The 17,911-nt window shown below is 44.5% G+C and carries 15 protein-coding genes; 7 read left to right on the top strand and 8 right to left on the bottom strand.

Annotated features, from left to right (window positions below):
- The 4 genes from AC51G0_RS04650 (at nt 1) to AC51G0_RS04635 (ending at nt 6,127) form a co-directional block, all read left to right on the top strand.
- Nucleotides 1-1,539: an MFS transporter gene (locus tag AC51G0_RS04650; protein WP_496300890.1), complete on the top strand. Its 1,539-nt coding sequence runs from the start codon at nt 1-3 to the stop codon at nt 1,537-1,539.
- A gap of 183 nt (nt 1,540-1,722) precedes the next feature.
- A complete protein-coding gene (locus tag AC51G0_RS04645) occupies nt 1,723-2,769 on the top strand; it encodes an ethylbenzene dehydrogenase-related protein (RefSeq protein WP_496300889.1) in 1,047 nt (348 codons plus the stop codon).
- A 57-nt stretch (nt 2,770-2,826) separates the two neighbouring features.
- Nucleotides 2,827-4,485: a ferric reductase family protein gene (locus AC51G0_RS04640; protein WP_496300888.1), complete on the top strand. Its 1,659-nt coding sequence runs from the start codon at nt 2,827-2,829 to the stop codon at nt 4,483-4,485.
- Between the two features lie 238 nt (nt 4,486-4,723).
- Nucleotides 4,724-6,127, top strand: coding sequence for a methyl-accepting chemotaxis protein (locus AC51G0_RS04635; RefSeq protein WP_496300887.1), 1,404 nt, complete (start codon nt 4,724-4,726; stop codon nt 6,125-6,127).
- A 102-nt stretch (nt 6,128-6,229) separates the two neighbouring features.
- Here AC51G0_RS04635 and AC51G0_RS04630 read toward each other — a convergent pair whose 3' ends face one another.
- Nucleotides 6,230-6,838, bottom strand: coding sequence for a hypothetical protein (locus AC51G0_RS04630; protein WP_496300886.1), 609 nt, complete (start codon nt 6,836-6,838; stop codon nt 6,230-6,232).
- A 366-nt stretch (nt 6,839-7,204) separates the two neighbouring features.
- Between AC51G0_RS04630 and AC51G0_RS04625 the strand changes: the two genes are divergently transcribed.
- Nucleotides 7,205-8,587, top strand: coding sequence for a radical SAM protein (locus AC51G0_RS04625; RefSeq protein ID WP_496300885.1), 1,383 nt, complete (start codon nt 7,205-7,207; stop codon nt 8,585-8,587).
- A gap of 180 nt (nt 8,588-8,767) precedes the next feature.
- Here AC51G0_RS04625 and AC51G0_RS04620 read toward each other — a convergent pair whose 3' ends face one another.
- On the bottom strand, nt 8,768-9,256 hold the full coding sequence (locus tag AC51G0_RS04620) for a hypothetical protein (RefSeq protein ID WP_496300884.1): 489 nt from the start codon (nt 9,254-9,256) through the stop codon (nt 8,768-8,770).
- A gap of 495 nt (nt 9,257-9,751) precedes the next feature.
- On the opposite strand from AC51G0_RS04620, the gene AC51G0_RS04615 reads away from it, so the two are divergent.
- Complete coding sequence (locus tag AC51G0_RS04615) at nt 9,752-11,596, top strand: YbhB/YbcL family Raf kinase inhibitor-like protein (RefSeq protein ID WP_496300883.1); 1,845 nt, start codon at nt 9,752-9,754, stop codon at nt 11,594-11,596.
- Between the two features lie 126 nt (nt 11,597-11,722).
- Here AC51G0_RS04615 and AC51G0_RS04610 read toward each other — a convergent pair whose 3' ends face one another.
- On the bottom strand, nt 11,723-12,610 hold the full coding sequence (locus AC51G0_RS04610; RefSeq protein WP_496300882.1) for a LysR family transcriptional regulator: 888 nt from the start codon (nt 12,608-12,610) through the stop codon (nt 11,723-11,725).
- A 578-nt stretch (nt 12,611-13,188) separates the two neighbouring features.
- On the opposite strand from AC51G0_RS04610, the gene AC51G0_RS04605 reads away from it, so the two are divergent.
- A complete protein-coding gene (locus AC51G0_RS04605) occupies nt 13,189-13,497 on the top strand; it encodes a DUF1330 domain-containing protein (protein WP_496300881.1) in 309 nt (102 codons plus the stop codon).
- A gap of 371 nt (nt 13,498-13,868) precedes the next feature.
- On the opposite strand, the gene AC51G0_RS04600 is transcribed toward AC51G0_RS04605, so the two are convergent.
- The 5 genes from AC51G0_RS04600 to AC51G0_RS04580 form a co-directional block, all read right to left on the bottom strand.
- Nucleotides 13,869-14,654 carry an alpha/beta hydrolase family protein gene (locus AC51G0_RS04600; protein ID WP_496300879.1) on the bottom strand — a complete coding sequence of 262 codons (786 nt, stop codon included), beginning with the start codon at nt 14,652-14,654 and terminating at the stop codon, nt 13,869-13,871.
- A gap of 208 nt (nt 14,655-14,862) precedes the next feature.
- Complete coding sequence (locus AC51G0_RS04595; protein WP_496300878.1) at nt 14,863-15,279, bottom strand: GFA family protein; 417 nt, start codon at nt 15,277-15,279, stop codon at nt 14,863-14,865.
- A 126-nt stretch (nt 15,280-15,405) separates the two neighbouring features.
- Nucleotides 15,406-15,897, bottom strand: a complete 492-nt coding sequence (locus AC51G0_RS04590) for a DUF1993 family protein (protein ID WP_496300877.1) — start codon at nt 15,895-15,897, stop codon at nt 15,406-15,408.
- Between the two features lie 109 nt (nt 15,898-16,006).
- Nucleotides 16,007-16,894 (bottom strand): hypothetical protein, encoded by an 888-nt coding sequence (locus tag AC51G0_RS04585; protein ID WP_496300876.1) that lies wholly within the window; start codon nt 16,892-16,894, stop codon nt 16,007-16,009.
- Nucleotides 16,895-17,026: 132 nt separating this feature from the next.
- Nucleotides 17,027-17,872: an MBL fold metallo-hydrolase gene (locus tag AC51G0_RS04580; RefSeq protein WP_496300875.1), complete on the bottom strand. Its 846-nt coding sequence runs from the start codon at nt 17,870-17,872 to the stop codon at nt 17,027-17,029.
- Nucleotides 17,873-17,911: the final 39 nt, after the last annotated feature.

Raw genomic sequence — 17,911 nt, 5'->3', positions numbered from 1 at the left:
ATGGCTCGCCGCTACGAACTGATCCTGCTGGTCTCGCTGGCCATGATCCCATTCGGCCTTACATCTGCCATTTATGGCGCTAGCTCTGCAGAGATGGCGGGTAGCTTAGGTCTCTCAGCCGATGATGCGTCCTGGTTCAACATACTCTACATCCTTGCTCAGCTGATAACGCTGCCATTCGCCTCTTGGCTAAGCTATCGCTTCGGGGCAAGCAGGGTTTTTATTGCTGGCGCTGTTATCGGCCTAACCAGCACAGTAATAAGTAGCTTCACTCTTTCCATTCCAGCCCACTATATGGCTTGGGCTGGCCACGGGATCGCTGCTAGTGCCATGCTCGTGTCCGCACAAATACTGGTATTAAGGAACTTAACACTACGAGACATCGCTTATGCCGAAGGCTGCATGCTGCTTATGACTACCCTTTTGCCTTTTGGGGTCTATCCATGGATTTTAGCCGAGTTGGCTGAAAGCAGCCTTTGGCAATTTTCTTTCGCCATTCAGGTTATCTTCTACCTAGCATTGATCGCCTGGCTCTGGCTACGTCAGTTTCCAGCTGATGCCGAGAAAAAACAGCCTATCTCGTTCAACCTGCTCCAGGCAGGCCTGATAACAGCGGTGATCTCGGGCGTGGTATTTATTTTGATGCGCGGCCAGTTTTATAACTGGTTCGACAGCCCTGAAATCATTGATGCCAGCTCAATAACAGCAGTCCTACTCCTGCTCACCGTAATGGCCTTCAAAAAGCAGTGGGGCAACGGTGAATACATCCGAGCAGATGTACTGACTTCAAATAAAAACAAAGTCTCAATGTACAATGGTGCATTGGCAGGGTTTGCCGTACTCGGAACATCGATGCTGATCAGCAGCTACCTCGCAGGCGTATTGAAGTACAGCCACAGTGAGCTGGGCTGGATCCAGCTTCCCGCTTTTGGCACGATGCTACTGGGGCTGGTGGTCAGTATTTGGATCAGCAACCACCCACGATTAAAGCCAGATGCTGTGATCCCTATCGGGGTACTGATGATCCTGATTTCCAGCGCCTTCCTTTCTACCAGCAATGCCTATAGCGGTGAAAGCGACATGTGGTTGGCACTGTTGTTACGTGGCTTTGGCGTCGGCGTGCTCAATGTAACGGTGACGATTTCCATCCTTTCCAGCTTCGATAAAAAACACATCCCCCAGGGAATTAGCTTCTTCTATTTATTCAGGACATTAGGCGGTCTTGCCGGGATTGCCTTATTCTCCCGGTTGATGAGCAAAGAAGCCTCAGGTGTCATGAATGTACTCGGTGAGAACATTAACGCAACCAACAGCACTTTTGTTCACTACCAAAGTGCCATGGCTCAGGCACTGCAAAACAGCATGCTAGAAGCCACTCCGGCTCAGGTGGCAAGCTTAATCGGCAGGCAGCTGCAAACCCAGATAGGTGCAATCGCCGGGGTCAACAACTTCCAGTGGTTCGTCATTTCAATTTGTATCCTTGCCCCTATTTTAATCATTGGCAAAAAATGGGCAGGGAAAAATACCGGAGGGGCTTGATAGCCCTGATGGTTAAGAAACTGCAACTCTCTGAAATTAAATGGCACCATTGCGACCTTCCTCGCAAATATCACCCACGATGGATAACATGCATTGATATTACCCATCCGCGTTATTGATAGTGGTTATCAATAACATTATCATTTGCTTTTTCACTTATCATACAGCTACTGATTCATTAAAATGTTAAAAAAATCTACAATACTAATTAACCTAATCAGCTTAGGTACCTTGGCATTCAATGCTAATGCCGCTTCATTACACCTGGAATCATTTCGCACTGCGCAGCCGATTGCCATCGATGGCACACAAGAATCTCTGTGGGAGCAGGCTACCCCTCTTGAAGTTAACGTTAATGAAACCCCTTATAAGCCTAATAATGGCTACGAAGGCATGCAGGAAACAACCGTCGAGATCCGCTCTGTCTACGATCAGAAACACATCTACTTCCTGGTGCGCTACCCGGATCCGACCAAGAGTTTAGAGCGCTTTCCTTGGGTCAAACAGCAAGATGGCAGCTGGAAACAGCTGAAAGCCAAAGACAGCACTGGCCACGACAACACGTATTACGAAGATAAAGTGGCCATGATCTGGGATATCAACGAAAAAGGCTTTGCCAAGAAAGGCTGTGACAAGTCATGCCACATCACAGAAGACGGTATGCTCGACGGCGTTAAAGACACTTCTGCAGGACGCCACTTCACCAAACATGGTGAAACCCTTGACATGTGGCACTGGAAGAGCGCCCGTACCAACCCTGTAGGCCAGATGGACGATCAGTTCATCAACGCCGATCGTAGCGAAAGTAAGTCCTGGGGCCGTCACGGTGATACCAAAACCGGTGGTGGTTACAAAAACAACCTCAATGCAGACAAAACAGCCCCGGCCTACATGAACAGCCAGCCGAGCGACGAGAACCGTTACTGGGTGAAGGGAGATAACAAAACCAAGTTTGTCGATAACTTCCAGCCTGGCGATGTCATTGGCGGCATCGTTACCGGACCGTTCGAAGGCCCTCGTGCCGACCTTAATGCCCGTGGCGAATGGAAGGACGGCTACTGGACCCTTGAGATCAAGCGTACCCTAGTAACCAATGGCGAAAACAGTAACACACAGGACGTACAGTTTGCGGACCTAGGCAAGGCCTACCGCTTCGGCGTCACCGTCTTCGACAATTCGCAGATCAATCACATCTTCCACAAGAAGCCGATCAAGCTGACCTTCAACTAATCTGCAGCGCCCTCCCTCAAGAGGGCGCTCCTCTCCTGTATCCTGCGGAGTTTCTGGATGAAAAACGCTTTGGTTACACAAGCTAGTGGATCCCACAGTTATCGCGATCCCTTATTGCTACGTACCATTACCAGCCCAAAGTTCTGGATCGGTGCACTCTGGCTTATGACGCTGATTGCAGCCACCAGCTACCAATTCTGGCTAGGCTATCAATACAACTCGAACGAAACCACCAACCTCTATCTGAACCTCGCCCGGGGCAGCAGCTATGCATTGTTGGTCGTACTGTCGGTCATGTGGCTACCTGCAATGCGCAATACAATCACTTGGCTAAGGTGCAAACGAATTGGCCTATGGCTACCTCTTAACCGCAACCGTAACCTGCACCGCTGGTTAGGCCATGGCATGATGGCCCTGGCAGTGATCCATGGCAGCCAATACCTATTTTATTACGACACCTTGGAGCCTCCTTTCGCAGACACCCTTTTAGGGAGCGAAAGCGACATGGTTCGTGTGATGCAAACCACCATGTATGAATTTGTCAGTGACGATGAATCTATTGACATGATGTCGTCCTGGATTGCCCAAGGAGCACCTCGTGAGCAGTATGAAAAGCATATACAGCCGATGCTCAAAGAAGATTGCACCAAGTGCCACAGTACCAGTTCAAGCCAAACCTGGGCCGTCCAAGATCTGCCGCTGGCTCGTTATGACGAGGTTTTAGGTTGGACAAACTCTGGGATCAGTTCCAAACAATTTCGGGTCAATGCAAGCGGCCTATTAATGCTGGCCTTAGCCTTGCTGATCTGGCTAACGGCATTGGGGTCGGTACGCCAAAAAGCCTATCACCGTTTCCAACAAATTCACCGCCTAGGCTATCCCTTGGCTGCTCTGCTGATCTTCCACCTACCGGGCAGTTTGATCTGGCTGCAAGTCCCCCTTGCGGTGTTGATCTTGGAGGTCTACCTCTCTCGCTACAAAAAATTGTATAGAAACTGCGAAGCCCAGCTTACTGAGGTTGGAGAAGACGTTGTTCGGCTTAACATTGATTGCCCGGCATCATTTGATATCAAAGCCGGCCACTATGTGCAGATCCGGATCCCGGCACTGAACCGACAGGAATGGCACCCTTTCTCCCTAACGGGCCCTCGTGAGTCCGGAGGTCAACTGATACTGAAGATCCGTTGCCAGGGAGACTGGACTCGACAGCTTGCAAATCAAGCTGGCTCTAAGCTGCTCGTCGACCTACGGGGCCCGTACGCCAGTCCTGCAACCCTTGCCAAACATAGCAGCAGTTATCTGATGCTGGCGGGTGGTATCGGTATCACCCCTTTTCTTGGCTTGCTGCGCAACATTCTTCAAACACCGACGACCACAGGAGACATCCACCTGGTGTGGGTGCTAAAAGAGCCTCACCTGATCAGCTGGCTTCACCCTATCGTCGAACTGATTGCCAACCGACCTGAACTGCGCTGCCACTGGCACCTGTACCTAACCTCACCGACCGAGCACTTACCCGAATGGTTTGCTAATCTGCCGGGTAATCTAGATATAAACCTGCATCAAGGTCGCCCTGAATGGACCCGCTTATTGGACCATATCAACGAGCAATCACCGGCCCCCGACAGCTTTATTTGTGGACCAGATAGCTTTGCCAAACAGGCCGCTATCGCTTGCCATGCAAGACGTTGGCGTGTGACTCAAGAGCATTTTTAACCAGGGTTATCCCCCCAGCACAACCTGAGGGGATTTATCAAGAAGGCTGGTATTTGCTCTCTTCTATTTTTCGGCCAGCAGCCATGAAATATCCAGCCTATTTTATAGCCACTCGAACACCTCAATTCTCCCCTTATGTGACATAGATCTATACCTTCAACGTATTTGGAATTCTTTTTCTCTCATAATAACGCTCAACTTACCAAGTTGTATTTCTAGCACCACTCAGGATAAAACAATGAAAGAAATTGCATTCCGATGGATAGACAAGCATCTAATCCATGTGACCATTAGAGAGAATTTTTTAATCCTCTTTTTTGCCCCACTCCTTGCCATCATCATTGTAAGCGCTACGCTGGTTGATGCCGCGCAAAACCAGCAAAGCCAGCTGCTACAGCAAGAAATGGAAACCGTGGTCGCCCTTATCTCACAATCCAATTTAAACCAGAGTGACGTGAGCCGTATTCTTGCAGGCAGTGACATCCAAATTGGTACCGACGGCATGCACACCACTCAAGTGATTAACACCGGTTATAGCGTAAGCACCAAAGAGCAACCAAGCCTGCTTTCCACACTGACGGTTAGTCACTCTGCAATTATTATTGCAGCGTGCCTGTTCATTATTCTGTGCCTGTACTACATCATGACCTTTATGGGTGGTGCCTTGTATAACATCTATGATGCCGTTTCACGCCTAGCCGACGGCGATTTGACCTATCGTATTAACCATGCCCCTGCACGTAATGACTTTAACTTGATAGCACGAACGGTAGATCGCGTTTCCGAGCGAGAACATAAACTGGTGATCGCCACTCAGGAAGCCATTGCTTTAATCCAGCAAATCAGCTCTGAGCTTCGCCAGCGCAGCCATGAAAATGAAGGCTTAACCCAGCAACAGCAAGAACGCATAGATTCTCTGGCCAGCGCCACAGAGCAAATGGCAAGCTCAGTTCGTGAAGTGGCGAGCCATTCACAAGATACATCAAGCCAGACCAGCGAAGCGACGCAACTCACCACCCAGGGCCTGACCCAAGTAACAACCACTCTATCGGCAATTAACCAGCTAGGCACGGAAATCAACACCGCAGCGAAAGCCGTCACTGAGCTAGATAGCAATGCCGCCCAAATTGATGATGTGGTTACCACCATTAATGCCATCTCAGAGCAAACCAACCTGCTGGCACTCAACGCAGCCATCGAAGCGGCGCGGGCTGGTGAGCAAGGACGTGGTTTTGCGGTGGTTGCCGATGAAGTCCGTACTCTGGCTGGCCGTACCCAGAATGCCACGGTAGAAATCCAGAAAATGATTGAAGCGCTACAGAGCAACAGCCAGGGCCTGATGAAAGTCATGCACCAGACAGTGAGTAATGCTGAATCCAGTGAGCAGATGATGAGCTCGGTTAGCCAGGATATTGGCCTGATCTCAGATAAGAACCAGTCCATTGCCAGCCGGAGTATCGAAATCGCCGCAGCGGCCGAAGAGCAAGGCGCAGTGGCAGACAATATTGCCTCTGATGTTGAACAAGTGCGCGAGCAATCACGTAGGGTTGCAGACATGGTGACTCAATCTACCACTGAAATTGAACAGCTCAATCAGCAGGCAGCTGTTTTGGAAAGCCTGATGAAAGATTTGAAAGTTTAACGTCCTGACCCAGCTCCCGCTTGAGAATAGATCTCTATTGGACAGCCTCTGATCCGGTAAGAGTATCTACTCTCAAACGCAGGAATGGCTGTTCTCACCAATTCAAAGGGAGATCGATATAAGCTCGGACGAACGTATCGTTGTCCAAGGTAAAATAGGCTGATAATCAGGGGAGTTTTTGGAGATATTGTCGTAAGGATCCAAGTTATATTTGGTGTGTTCAATATCCACAATAAATTGGCTTCCTTCAAGCCAGCTATCACCATCATGCCACTGCTGGGCCGAAAGCCTCAACTCGACATTCTGGCTCACATCAATACGGGTGTAGACCTGCACAGAGGCTGCCGATGTTTTATTTTCTAAATCATTTCGGCCATAGCCTCGCGTTTCTGGGACATCATCATCGATTTCAAAATAATAATAACCCGCTGATCCCGTCGCCCCTACTGTATATGACTGGGCATCAAAACCAATGTCTAGAAAAATATCAGATTTGGCCGTATTCGAAACATAAAAGCCAACTCCAGCCCCAAAGGTATGGGAATCGGCTTGGTCAACAATAAAATCATGGCCACCCATCGTCATACGCCAATCAGCAGCATGACCAACAGTTGAATAATAAAAGGGGGTAAAAACAGAGCAAACTAGCAACAAGCCATTGATTTTGCTGTTATTAATGATACAGCTCGATTCATCATGAAATGAAGTCAAACCTAGGCTACGTCAGTGAATAATGCAAATACTGACCATGTCGAAAATGAGAAAAACTGTTTCAATAGATCAGGTAATTAGCCCTCATTTCACATCATTGAATACTGAATAAATAAACAAAAAGAGGGCATCCTTCCACATTTACAGAATGACACACTGTAATTTAGCGCGTCCTTGTTTGATTCTTTGTATTAGCAGCAGCTTAACTGAGTTCCTATACACCTATATGAAAGGAGAACGGTTTACCTATTAATATGGAAGTAGGGAGATGAAGAAATAATCACCATGGGGCAAGGTCTATTTATACGTAGAAGTCAGCCATAGTCTTGTCGGATTGAGCAATATAACGAAAAGCTGGTGACTTGCATGAAGATACTAGGAGATCAGATGCCCTTGCTAAACAAAAAACAAATCAGAGAGCAGCAGCCGATAGCCTGGACAGCCGAGCCAATGAAAGCGGCTAAAGAAACAATGAAAAAATATGGCTTATGGGGCCTAAACCAGCAGATGGGAAGCCGCTGGCCTATTGCCTGCGTTGCACTGGAAATAACCCAAAAGTGCAATTTAGACTGCACCCTTTGCTACCTATCAGAGCACTCCCAATCGATCCACGATTTGCCTCTGGAAGAGATAATGCGCCGAATCGATGAAATCTATCGCTACTACGGTAAAGGCACCGATGTGCAGATCACCGGAGGGGAGCCAACATTAAGAGCTCCTGACGAGCTCGCAGCAATTATTGCCAAGGTCAATAAATTAGGCATGCGTGCAACCTTGATGACCAATGGAATTTTAGCAAGCAGAAAATTGCTAAAACGGTTATGTAATGCAGGTTTGACCGATGTCGCCTTCCATGTAGATATCACTCAACAACGCAATGGATATAACACCGAGCAGGAATTAAACACGGTCCGTCAAAAGTATATCAACCGTGCAAAAGGGCTGCCTCTTAGCATCATGTTCAACACCACATTACATAACGAGAACTTTCATGAACTGGCAGAGCTGGTTCGCTTTTTCTGTGATCATGCCGATCAACTTCGTACAGTCTCTTTCCAACTGCAGGCCGATACCGGCAGAGGTATCCTGGCAACACGTCCTGAAGCGATCACTATAGATAACACCCTTGAACAAATTAATCGGGGGTGTGAAACAACGCTTAATTTTGATGTGGTTCAGGCTGGCCACCCAAGCTGCAACCGTTATGCCCTAGCCTTGCTCCTCAATCATCGAGTACACAACTTTTACGATGATAATCAATTTTTTGGTAAGTTGTTACGTGCCAGCAAAACCGTAAACTGGCAACGCAATAAACCAGTCGGATCTGCCTTGCATTTTTTATGCTGGCTAGTAAAACACCCAATTATCGTATTCAAACTATTTGCCTGGGGCGCTCAAAAGTTATGGCAGCTAAAAGCCGATGTGATTGCCAGCAGAGGAAAAGCCACCACCCTTTCGTTTTTTGTCCATAACTTTATGGATGCCTGCCAGCTAGATCAGGAAAGAATAGCCTGCTGCGTGTTTAATGCCATGACCCGAGATGGTCCGGTATCTATGTGTCTTCATAATGCAAAACGTGATGACTATATTCATCAGGCAATCAAAATCGGAAGAGACACACTCTGGTCACCGGTTAACGGGCAACAATGTACGCCGGCCCAGATCATTGAGGTTTTACCAATCGACCAGCTGCCAGCACGATTTCTCAAAGGCAGAGCAAAAAAACAATCGAAAGATCTTAGGAAGTGAGCTTTGTACAGGAGGAGAGGAAACTATATCAGTAATACAGTTGCAAGAGGTGATTCACCCCGAATGTGAACATTGTGAGTTAGCTTTCTTTTGCTCGAGGCTCAAGAAAGCTACAGCTGGCAGACAATAATTTTATTAAATCACGCTGCCAGCCCAGATATCAGGTTTGTTCTAGCCTGATTAAATACCTGCGCGCTTCAACAAGCCGGTCATCAATGCAGAGCTGCCTTTCACCTGCTTGGCCTTATTCTTGAGTTCGCGTACCAATCCCGCATCCTGGATTTCATTGGCGATATAAATCATCGACTGGTACATATCACGCGGCGTCTTGATCCGCTGAGTGTCGTTTAGCGGGCTGATAATTTTGACAACATCCTTACCCGTTTTTTTGTTCTTGTTGGCATATTCAAGAACCGAATCAAGCAACTTATCGAGATCAACCACAAACTCAGAGTTCTCTACACCCTGCTTTTGCAGCTCCTTCATGTTTCTCTTTCTTACCTGATTGATGAGAAATGTAGGCGTATTGATTTTCCTATAGCCATAGATACCAGCAAGAACCAGCAAGGCAACCCCGCCTGCTACATAACCCCAAACCGAACCTGAAGATTCAACTACCGGCTGAACCACCTCGACAGCTTCTGTAACAGACACTGGTACATCAGACATACTTGTAACCTTTTACTTAAATAAATCGGAACGTCATCGACATTATGCATTAAGCCCTGCAAGGACTATGCGTTTTATCAAAATTTAAGTCAAATAGAGTGACAGAGGTCAAAAGTTTGACAATTGTGGTGGGCTGCAGGTGGTACAAATACCCTTTTCATCCCAGAAATAAGCGTAGGACTAAGTTTCGTATGCAAGGCATATGAAACAACAGCCCCTAGTTCTTTATCCTGCAAACACGTCAGAGGCCTTTCAATACTGCCTTCCTGATAAACCACGGCAACAATTACAGAGATCTATGGTGTTTAGGCACAACATTATCCCCTTTATCACCAAACACCCGCACAAAATCGACAGAGAACGAACCAGATATGATTTATCAATATAAAACAACAGATTATAAATATTCGCAATCTTCATTTTTACTATACATTGTTTTCATATACTGCCCGAAATTAAAGACATACCTTTTACAAATAATATGAGTACGTCATTATGAAAAAACTAATAAGTAATTTGGCGAGTATTTTATTCTGCTTAACCTTAGTGGCTTGTGGGTTTGATTTCAGCACAACTAAAGAATCGAACACAGCAGAAGACAACCTAATAACCACGGATGTTGACACGGACGATTTTGCCTTAGCAAGTCAGGTTATGGTGGATGGGGGTGAATTACCCATCGCATATACCTGTGATGGTGAGAGTGTCTCCCCACCTTTAAGCTGGAATGGCGCACCGGATAATACTGTCAGCTATGCACTTGAAATGTCTCATGAGGCCGAAGCTGGTGACACCCATTCCTACTGGGTTATGTACAATATTCCGGCCAGTGCTTCTTCTCTTGACAGTGGTGAATCGAGTGTCGGGCAGTTCGGTATAAACAGTGTCGACGGATTAACGCAATACACCCCGCCCTGTTCGCAGGGCCCAGGAGAAAAGAGCTATACAATAACCCTGTATGCACTCTCCGACGTTCCGAACCTAACCGATTCCGGCTTAGCTGATCGTGATGCGCTACTCACGGCCATCCAAGGAATTACACTGGATACAACCGATATGGTTGTTAGCTACGAGCATTTAGAAAACACAGGCGATACCTTCACCATGGAGCAGACCCTGTCTGATGGCGCTCAGCGTTCAACACTCGCCTTCTCCGGTCTAGCCATGGTCACTGGCAACCTAGAAGCTCAGTCTTTTTTCCCTCCCGGCAAGGTAGCAGACTACTGGGGGTTCCAGTACCTGCGAGATAATGATCCCGATAGCATGGGACACAATACCAGTTTCCTGACCAGGGTCGCCAACAATGTGTTGTACATACTAAATGATTCCCAGCTGGAGATGCTGACAACACTCGCCAGCAGCCAGGTAAGTCAAATCAACGAGTATGGCTACAAACGCTTTCCACTGATGAAGGCCTTTCGCCGACTGATGGAAGAAGACATGCCTGCCGGAACTACGGACTTGAGCCTTTCCGATGTCATCGCTGCGTCTAGAGAACTTTATGAGCTGGACGGTCAGATCAGCTATGACCGTGCGGTGGTTTTTGCTGAAATTTTCAGGAGCATGGACTGGACCCAGACAAGTTACCTCGACGACATGAAGGACAATGGCTGGAACTCATGGCCAGACGTTGACGAAGCCCTTATCAAGGAAAAAACCAAAGATCTTTCCCATGATGAGTCAGTGGCCGTGATGACCTACGCCGGAGATCTCTATAGCTGGTACGCTGGCTCGCTGGAAGCGGATATCTACTTTTGCCCCGAGCGACAGGGAACGTATTTCGGTTCTTTCTTCATCAAAGATGCGCCCGCTATCGGCGTTGAAGGTTATAACATCGACGAACAATTGACGGCAACGGCGGGAGCTGCCCTGATTGACAGTTCCAAAGGGTATGTCACTTCAAGCCAGGCAACGCTGATCTCCAGCCTAGTCGATGTTCAGCGGGAAAACCTGTATTACGGAGATTCCAATATCGTTAAGGCCAGGACCGATATATCAACAGCCCTCCGTAGCCTCCTTACCACGACAGAGCCCTCGGATGCTTTCAAGGCCGAGGTGCTTGTTGAGGTTCTCAAAAAGTCAGCGATATACGGAGAACTAGATGGTGAGAACAATTACTACTATGCCAACTTCTTCGCCCAACTTTATGCATCGTTGACCGACGGGCAGAAAAGCAACTTAACGGCACTCAGAGAATCAATCATGTCTGGCACCTATGACGATGGTACAGCCTTCGATTTTTCCATCATCACCACACCGTACCTCTACTCAGCCGAGATAACGGACACGACTGTTCTCACCCCATATATCTCAGATACCGATTACCTGTTCGGACTTTAGGTGACCACTTCACATAAGCTTCTTTAGTAGGAGTCGCCTTAACGCCTGTCAATGGAGGGGGGAGTGAACTAATTTAGCATCTGGGGGCTTTCCTTTTGGAGGGGTACATCTTGAGGTAAGTTCATCTCAGCCCTCCGCGTAAGCTCTCATTAATTCGTTCCATAATCTTTGAGCAACGGGCCCCTTCTTATGGTTTCTATTTCGGAACATATATAAATCTCCGGAAGATCTTACCGGTATTCCTTCAACGTCAATCGGAATTAAGGTTCCCGCCGCCAGCTCATTTTCAATCAAATGCTCCGGAATTCCTCCCCACCCAAGTCCTGCCAAAATGAGTTCTTTTTTGGTGCTGAAGTCATTGACGTTCCAAGACTCTCGATTGGGAGTGACGTGATAGGAAACTGTTTTAGAATGCTGGGCACTGTCGCGGGTGACGATTTGATCATATTCGCCAATCTCTTCAAGGCTAATCATGTCTTTAATCCCTTGCTTAAAATAACCCGGCGCTGCCACGTTGACGACTGTAACTTTGGCTATTGGAAATCGTTCGTGAGTCGCGTTCAACCCTATTTCCGGTCCAAACGCCAAATCTGCTTCTTCATCGTCAATCCGTTCTACCACACCGTTAAGAGCTTCCGTAAACACCTTGAATTGAGTATGTGGGTATTGGTCTATGATCGTTTTAATCTTCTTCAACAACGGTGGTAAAGGGAACGCAATGCTCACGACAATGCTAAATTTGGGCTCGATCCCTTTCGTCAACTGACGACCAATTTTATCTAATCGATCAAAGTGATCCATTGTCAGTTTTGCATTGTGATAAAAAGCCTGACCGGCTTCTGTCAACGTGGGCCGGTACTCCTCACGGTTAAAAAGTAATACGTCATACTCATCTTCTAAAGTTTTTATGGAAGAACTCACCGCCGCCTGAGTTTTGAAGATAGCCTTCGCCGCTTTACGAAAACTACCTTGCTCTACAACAGCCAAAAACGCCTTCAGTTGCTCATTCGTCATTACGACACCTAGCTCCAATCCAAAAACAACATGATAAATAAAAGCTGTCATCTTGAAAGGATTATTTAGTTATCTTTTTATCAGGCTGTGCTCTATCTTGGAATAACAGATTGAGCGGACCTTTCATCGCCAGCTGGGCGACCTCAGCAAAATTGTGAATGGGTGCAATCATCAATTAAATAGAGCATTTACAAGCGAGGCGTTATGTTGAAAAGCATTTTGATCACAGGAGCCCGGGGGGTACGAAGGGAACGCAAGCATTAAACAGCCTCCCTCTATTAAAAAAGTTTATGTTCCAAGCAATGCTTCAAGTCATGTCCCTGTTCGGAAAGGTGCATAAGGTAGACGTAGGCGCCAAGAGGTTCGTAGCCGATCTTATGAACGAGTCTTACAAGAGTGGCGCATTTTACGGGAGTCAATCAGGTATCTCTGGCCCTATCGTAGATCAAGGAACTCTTTTTGCTGCTTTGAACAACCAGGTTTTTCAAGATAATGCGAACGAAGCGATTCATCGCTTTATTAACTAATAAGTGTCGCTTAAAAAGCGTAAATCTCAATCAATAAAATAGGAAATTACTATGCCTGCATACATGTTAACTTTTGTTCGTATTCAAGACCCTGAAGCCCATCAACGTGACTACCTTGCCAAGGCGCATTCCATCCTGGTGAAGCACGGCGGCAAGGCTCTAGCTGTGACAGATAACGTCGATGTCTATGAAGGAACAATGCCCGAAGGCCGAGTCGTGTTAGTCGAGTTTCCGTCGAAGGAGCACGCGGAGGCTTTTTATTCCGATCCTGATTATCAACCATTGATAGCATTGCGTTCAAAATTCCTGGACGCCGACATGGCGATCTTTGAACAAGGTTTTGATTCTGGTGAATCTTAAGCCGGTTTGACGTAGGCGAAAATGGCGGAAGCTTAGATTGTAATGTAGAGGCATAGTGAATTTATCACCTATAGCAAGTCGCGGTGATGGAGCGCTGAAGATCAAATTTACTATGCCACTTCATAACGAGTAGTATCAGGACAAGTAAAGAGCTGTTTATAAATATCCAGATCTTCCGATGTTACTGGAATTAGAAGCAACCTTTCCGTTTTTATCATAAGACTATCCATTTCCTTGATACAATATAACGCCGTGTTAAGGTGCGACAAACATAACGTGCCATACTGTGAGCGAAGCGAAACCGGAACGCGTTTGAAGTCACTCTTAAACGCTTTATTGGCTGCATTTCTCCAACCTTCCAATTTGACGACTTATAGGTTTTTATTCAACCACGTTATAGTATGGTCTCTCATACCATTAGAAAAATAGTGCGACTCATTAGATAAGAAAAACTCTATTTGAGTATTGTTTTTCTCGTACCTGCCTTTGACTTTATCATAAAACCTCTTAGAGAAATTAGCAGGAACCCAGTCATCTTTTTCACCATTCATAATTAGCATGGGACGATTCTCGTTTTCAATTAAATATAAATATGGATCGATTTCCTCCATATATTTAATTCCTAACTTCTCATCATCACTGAGAACCTTATTAGCTGAATTAGCTGAATTAGCTGAATTAGCTTCTAAAGCATATTTTTCTAAACCTACAAAATCAGGAGATCCGATAATTGCTACCGCTAATTTAACATCCTTATTCTTAGTTAAAGTATAAAATGTGGACATTGCTCCCATTGAAATACCTAACATTGCAATTCTAGATTGATCAATCCTATCATCTTTCTTGCAATGATTAACTAAAACATTAATATCATTCGCATTTTGCTTAATAATACTTGTCATTATTTTAGTAAAACTTGAATGGCTACTAACATTTTTAGCGCTACCATCATCTCTTTCTCCATGTTTATCCGCATCAAAACAGATAACGCAATAATCTTGAAGAGCTAAATTTAAAGCCAAGTTAGAACCTTCATATTTGTCATTCCCAGCACCATGAGAAATAATTACTAAAGGTTTATTTGTTGACTCTTTTTTAAAGTAGAGCAAATATACGATTTCACCAAGTTTATTTTTTTCTACTATAATGTTTTCCATGTATTTCCCTATGTTTAATATTTTCCATTTGCATATATTTAAAACACTGTCAAATAAAAATATTGATGACTAAACCAATAAAACAGCTAACGCCGTGTAAAGGGGCAGTAACGCTAACCATCAAAACTTAAAATTACACCTCAGCTTAACATTAGAATTAAAACTACCGCACGTTAACAGCCCGCTTGAACGCTTTGTTATATGATGACTACACTTTATCTGCAAAATACGCCATTATTTCAGCTGTTGTCATTTCTTTTGTTTCATTAGAGAAGCAATAATAGCTAGGTCGCACATCGCTAAAGTACTGCATATCCATTTCCAAACCATCCAAGTCTGAAAACATACCAACTGGCATGTTATATTCACCAGTTTCTTTGAATTTATAGAACAAATGCGTTCCACACTCAGTACAAAACCCTCGTGATGCCCACGATGACGATTCATACATTTTGACTTTATCGTCACCTTCAATTTTCACTTTAGTACCGCACTTAACAGCGAAAAATGGTGCTCCACCCCATGTTCTGCATGATTGGCAATGGCATACAGTGAACTTAGGGTTAACTTCTTCCGCGGTAATTTTCACTGCTCCACAAAGACAGTTCGTTTCAGAATGTGCCATTAGTAACTCCTTAATTTGTAAAAATATAACGCCGGGCATAAGGTGCGCCACGATAAACTCACAAAGCGCACTGGACTCCATACCAAAACCGCCGAGTCAGACGGGTCACCTTGATTGCTTGCATGGCTATTGTACGAAGCTGAAACCAGATGGATAAGAATGAAGTCCATCAAAATCTGCTTTACTTAGCACTACCCCTTTAGATTTTGCTATCGCGTATACCATACTGATATGAAAATAAAAATTAGGAAGTATATACTGATGAATAAACTCTGGTTGTGAAAGGTTCAGCTCAGCAAAACCCGCTTTGTCAGTAACCGTTACCTGGCTATTCAGACTTTTGACTTCACTTGACTCATTAAGATAATTGAGTGTTTTCGAGATTTGCTCCAGTACAGCCACTTTATCAACTTTTTCGCTATCAAATGAAACAACTTCAAGCCCCAATAAAGGGCAATAACCCCGTAACGCAAAGTTTGTAGCTATCTTTGCATTCATAGCTAACGAAAACATATCATCGGTTAAAGATGCTGAAAAATCATCCTGTGGGATTTTCGTGACTATCACCTTTAGCTGTTTTAAATAATGCTGGAATAGCGATTTTATACTTATATCCATTTTTACTCCTGAGTCCTAACGTCTGCAATAAGGTGCCCCGCACATAACTAACAAAGCACATTGAACTTCATACCAAAACCGCCGAGTGTAAGGCGTCACCTTGATGTTTTTACATTTTTGGGCTCAGAAAGCTCCCACAGTTAGATACACGTTTTGCTTCAAATACAACCTTATCATTACGTAAACCTTGATAAGTAAAATAATCTTCATTCAACGTTAATATTTTATATTTTTCACGTTGATATTCATCATCAATATAATTCCCATCAAGATCTAATGTTCTGGTTTCATTCAAAATATAATTACCACTAATCGACCACGTTCCTTCTATCATTATGGGAAGACGATCTTTACCTGAAATCAAATCCTTATTTCTAAATAAAATAAGTAATTGGCCATCATCCTTGTGTGTTGCACACCAACTACTTTGGAAATTGTTGAATTCATAAGTTCCAACCCAACTACCTTTAACTTTGTCCTTCAGGTTCTCATTAACTGACGAGTTTGTGTTGAATAGCTCTGGCGAAACATTGACACCAAAGTGATAAATACTAATTTTTTCTTTATTATCGATAACACTTATATCAATGACAGCTTCACCATTTTCATAGAAACCATTTAACCTGTAAGTAATTATTGTATATTTACCAATGTTAGCATTGTATCCAGAGCTAAGCTTAATATACTTAGGTTTTTCCATAACCTTTAATACGCCAAGCCTAGAGAAGATTTTTATAGTTTTAATCATCGAATCCTCATCACCTGCCTCAAGGATATAAGGGTGCATAAGTGGACGGATTCTTTCATAGTCCCATGAAGATAATATCTCAGCGGAATCTTCAACATATGGTAATAATTGCTCTTCATAGCTTGAAGATTTAATACTAGAGTATAAAAAAATACCAACAAAAAGAGTTATAACGCCTAGTATTCCACATACAACAATTTTTAGTACACTTTTCAAATCACACCCTTCTTTATTTATAATTAATGCCATATCAAGTATTAATGAAAAAATGTAACGCCTGCAATAAGGTGTGCCTCACTGAACAAGCAAAGCGCACTGAACTCCATACCAAAACCGCCGAGTGTAACGCATCACCTTGATGGCCTTGTATGCATATCGAAGCTAAATAACAACGCTACGTCCTGTGGGAAAGTGCTCGAGCTGCTCACCAAGCACATTTTTCAGTAATCCATATGATTTCATGCCGGTACAATGACCTGTATATAACTTATCTATTGGGTAGGTTAGTAGCAATTTTCCGATAGCCTCAATGTCTTCCTTACTGCCACCAATACTGTTAAAGAGTGGTAAACCAACCAAGTGAAAACCGCCAACAACAGCTTTAATTCTTGTGTTTGGAAAAAGCTCAACAGCCGTCTCAACCATATTAAGAACACCATTATGGGCACAGCCTGTAAAAACTATTAATCCATCACTTTCTTTGATAACCATAAGAAGCTCATGATCAAATGTATCAGGTTTGCAGCCTTGTCCAGAATCAGTATAAAGATACTTATTTCCCTTCGGTTGCTCATACCTATTGCTTAAATTCGTAACGAGGAAAACATTAGGAAATATCTCTGTTGTTTTATTGACGAAACTTAGCTGTCTCTTCGCTTTAACTAATAAATCCTTATCAATGCCGATATCACTTTTAAAACCAAAAGCCTTGAAGCAATAATCTGTTTCCTCACACTCACGAAAATACACCTGAGCTTTAGAATTACGGTCAAGGAAATGAGTTACACCATTACAATGGTCATGGTGACGATGAGAAATAACGGCGGCATCTATATCTTGGATTTTTATGTTTAATGCCGCCGCATTATCACAAAAGGCTTTGCTGCTACCTGCATCAAATAGTATCTGCCGACCCATTGTATTTACATGAAGAGACAACCCTCTTTCAACCGTAAGGTCTGTTCTATTTTCCAACCGAGAGTTATCGACTAAAGCTGTAAGTATCATAATTACCTATTTTCTCTGCGCTTAACGCCTTGCTAAACA

Source organism: Photobacterium sp. HL06, assembly GCF_059552575.1.
The sequence above is the reverse complement of the archived record's forward strand: the minus strand, read 5'-3'. Positions and strand labels throughout refer to the sequence as shown.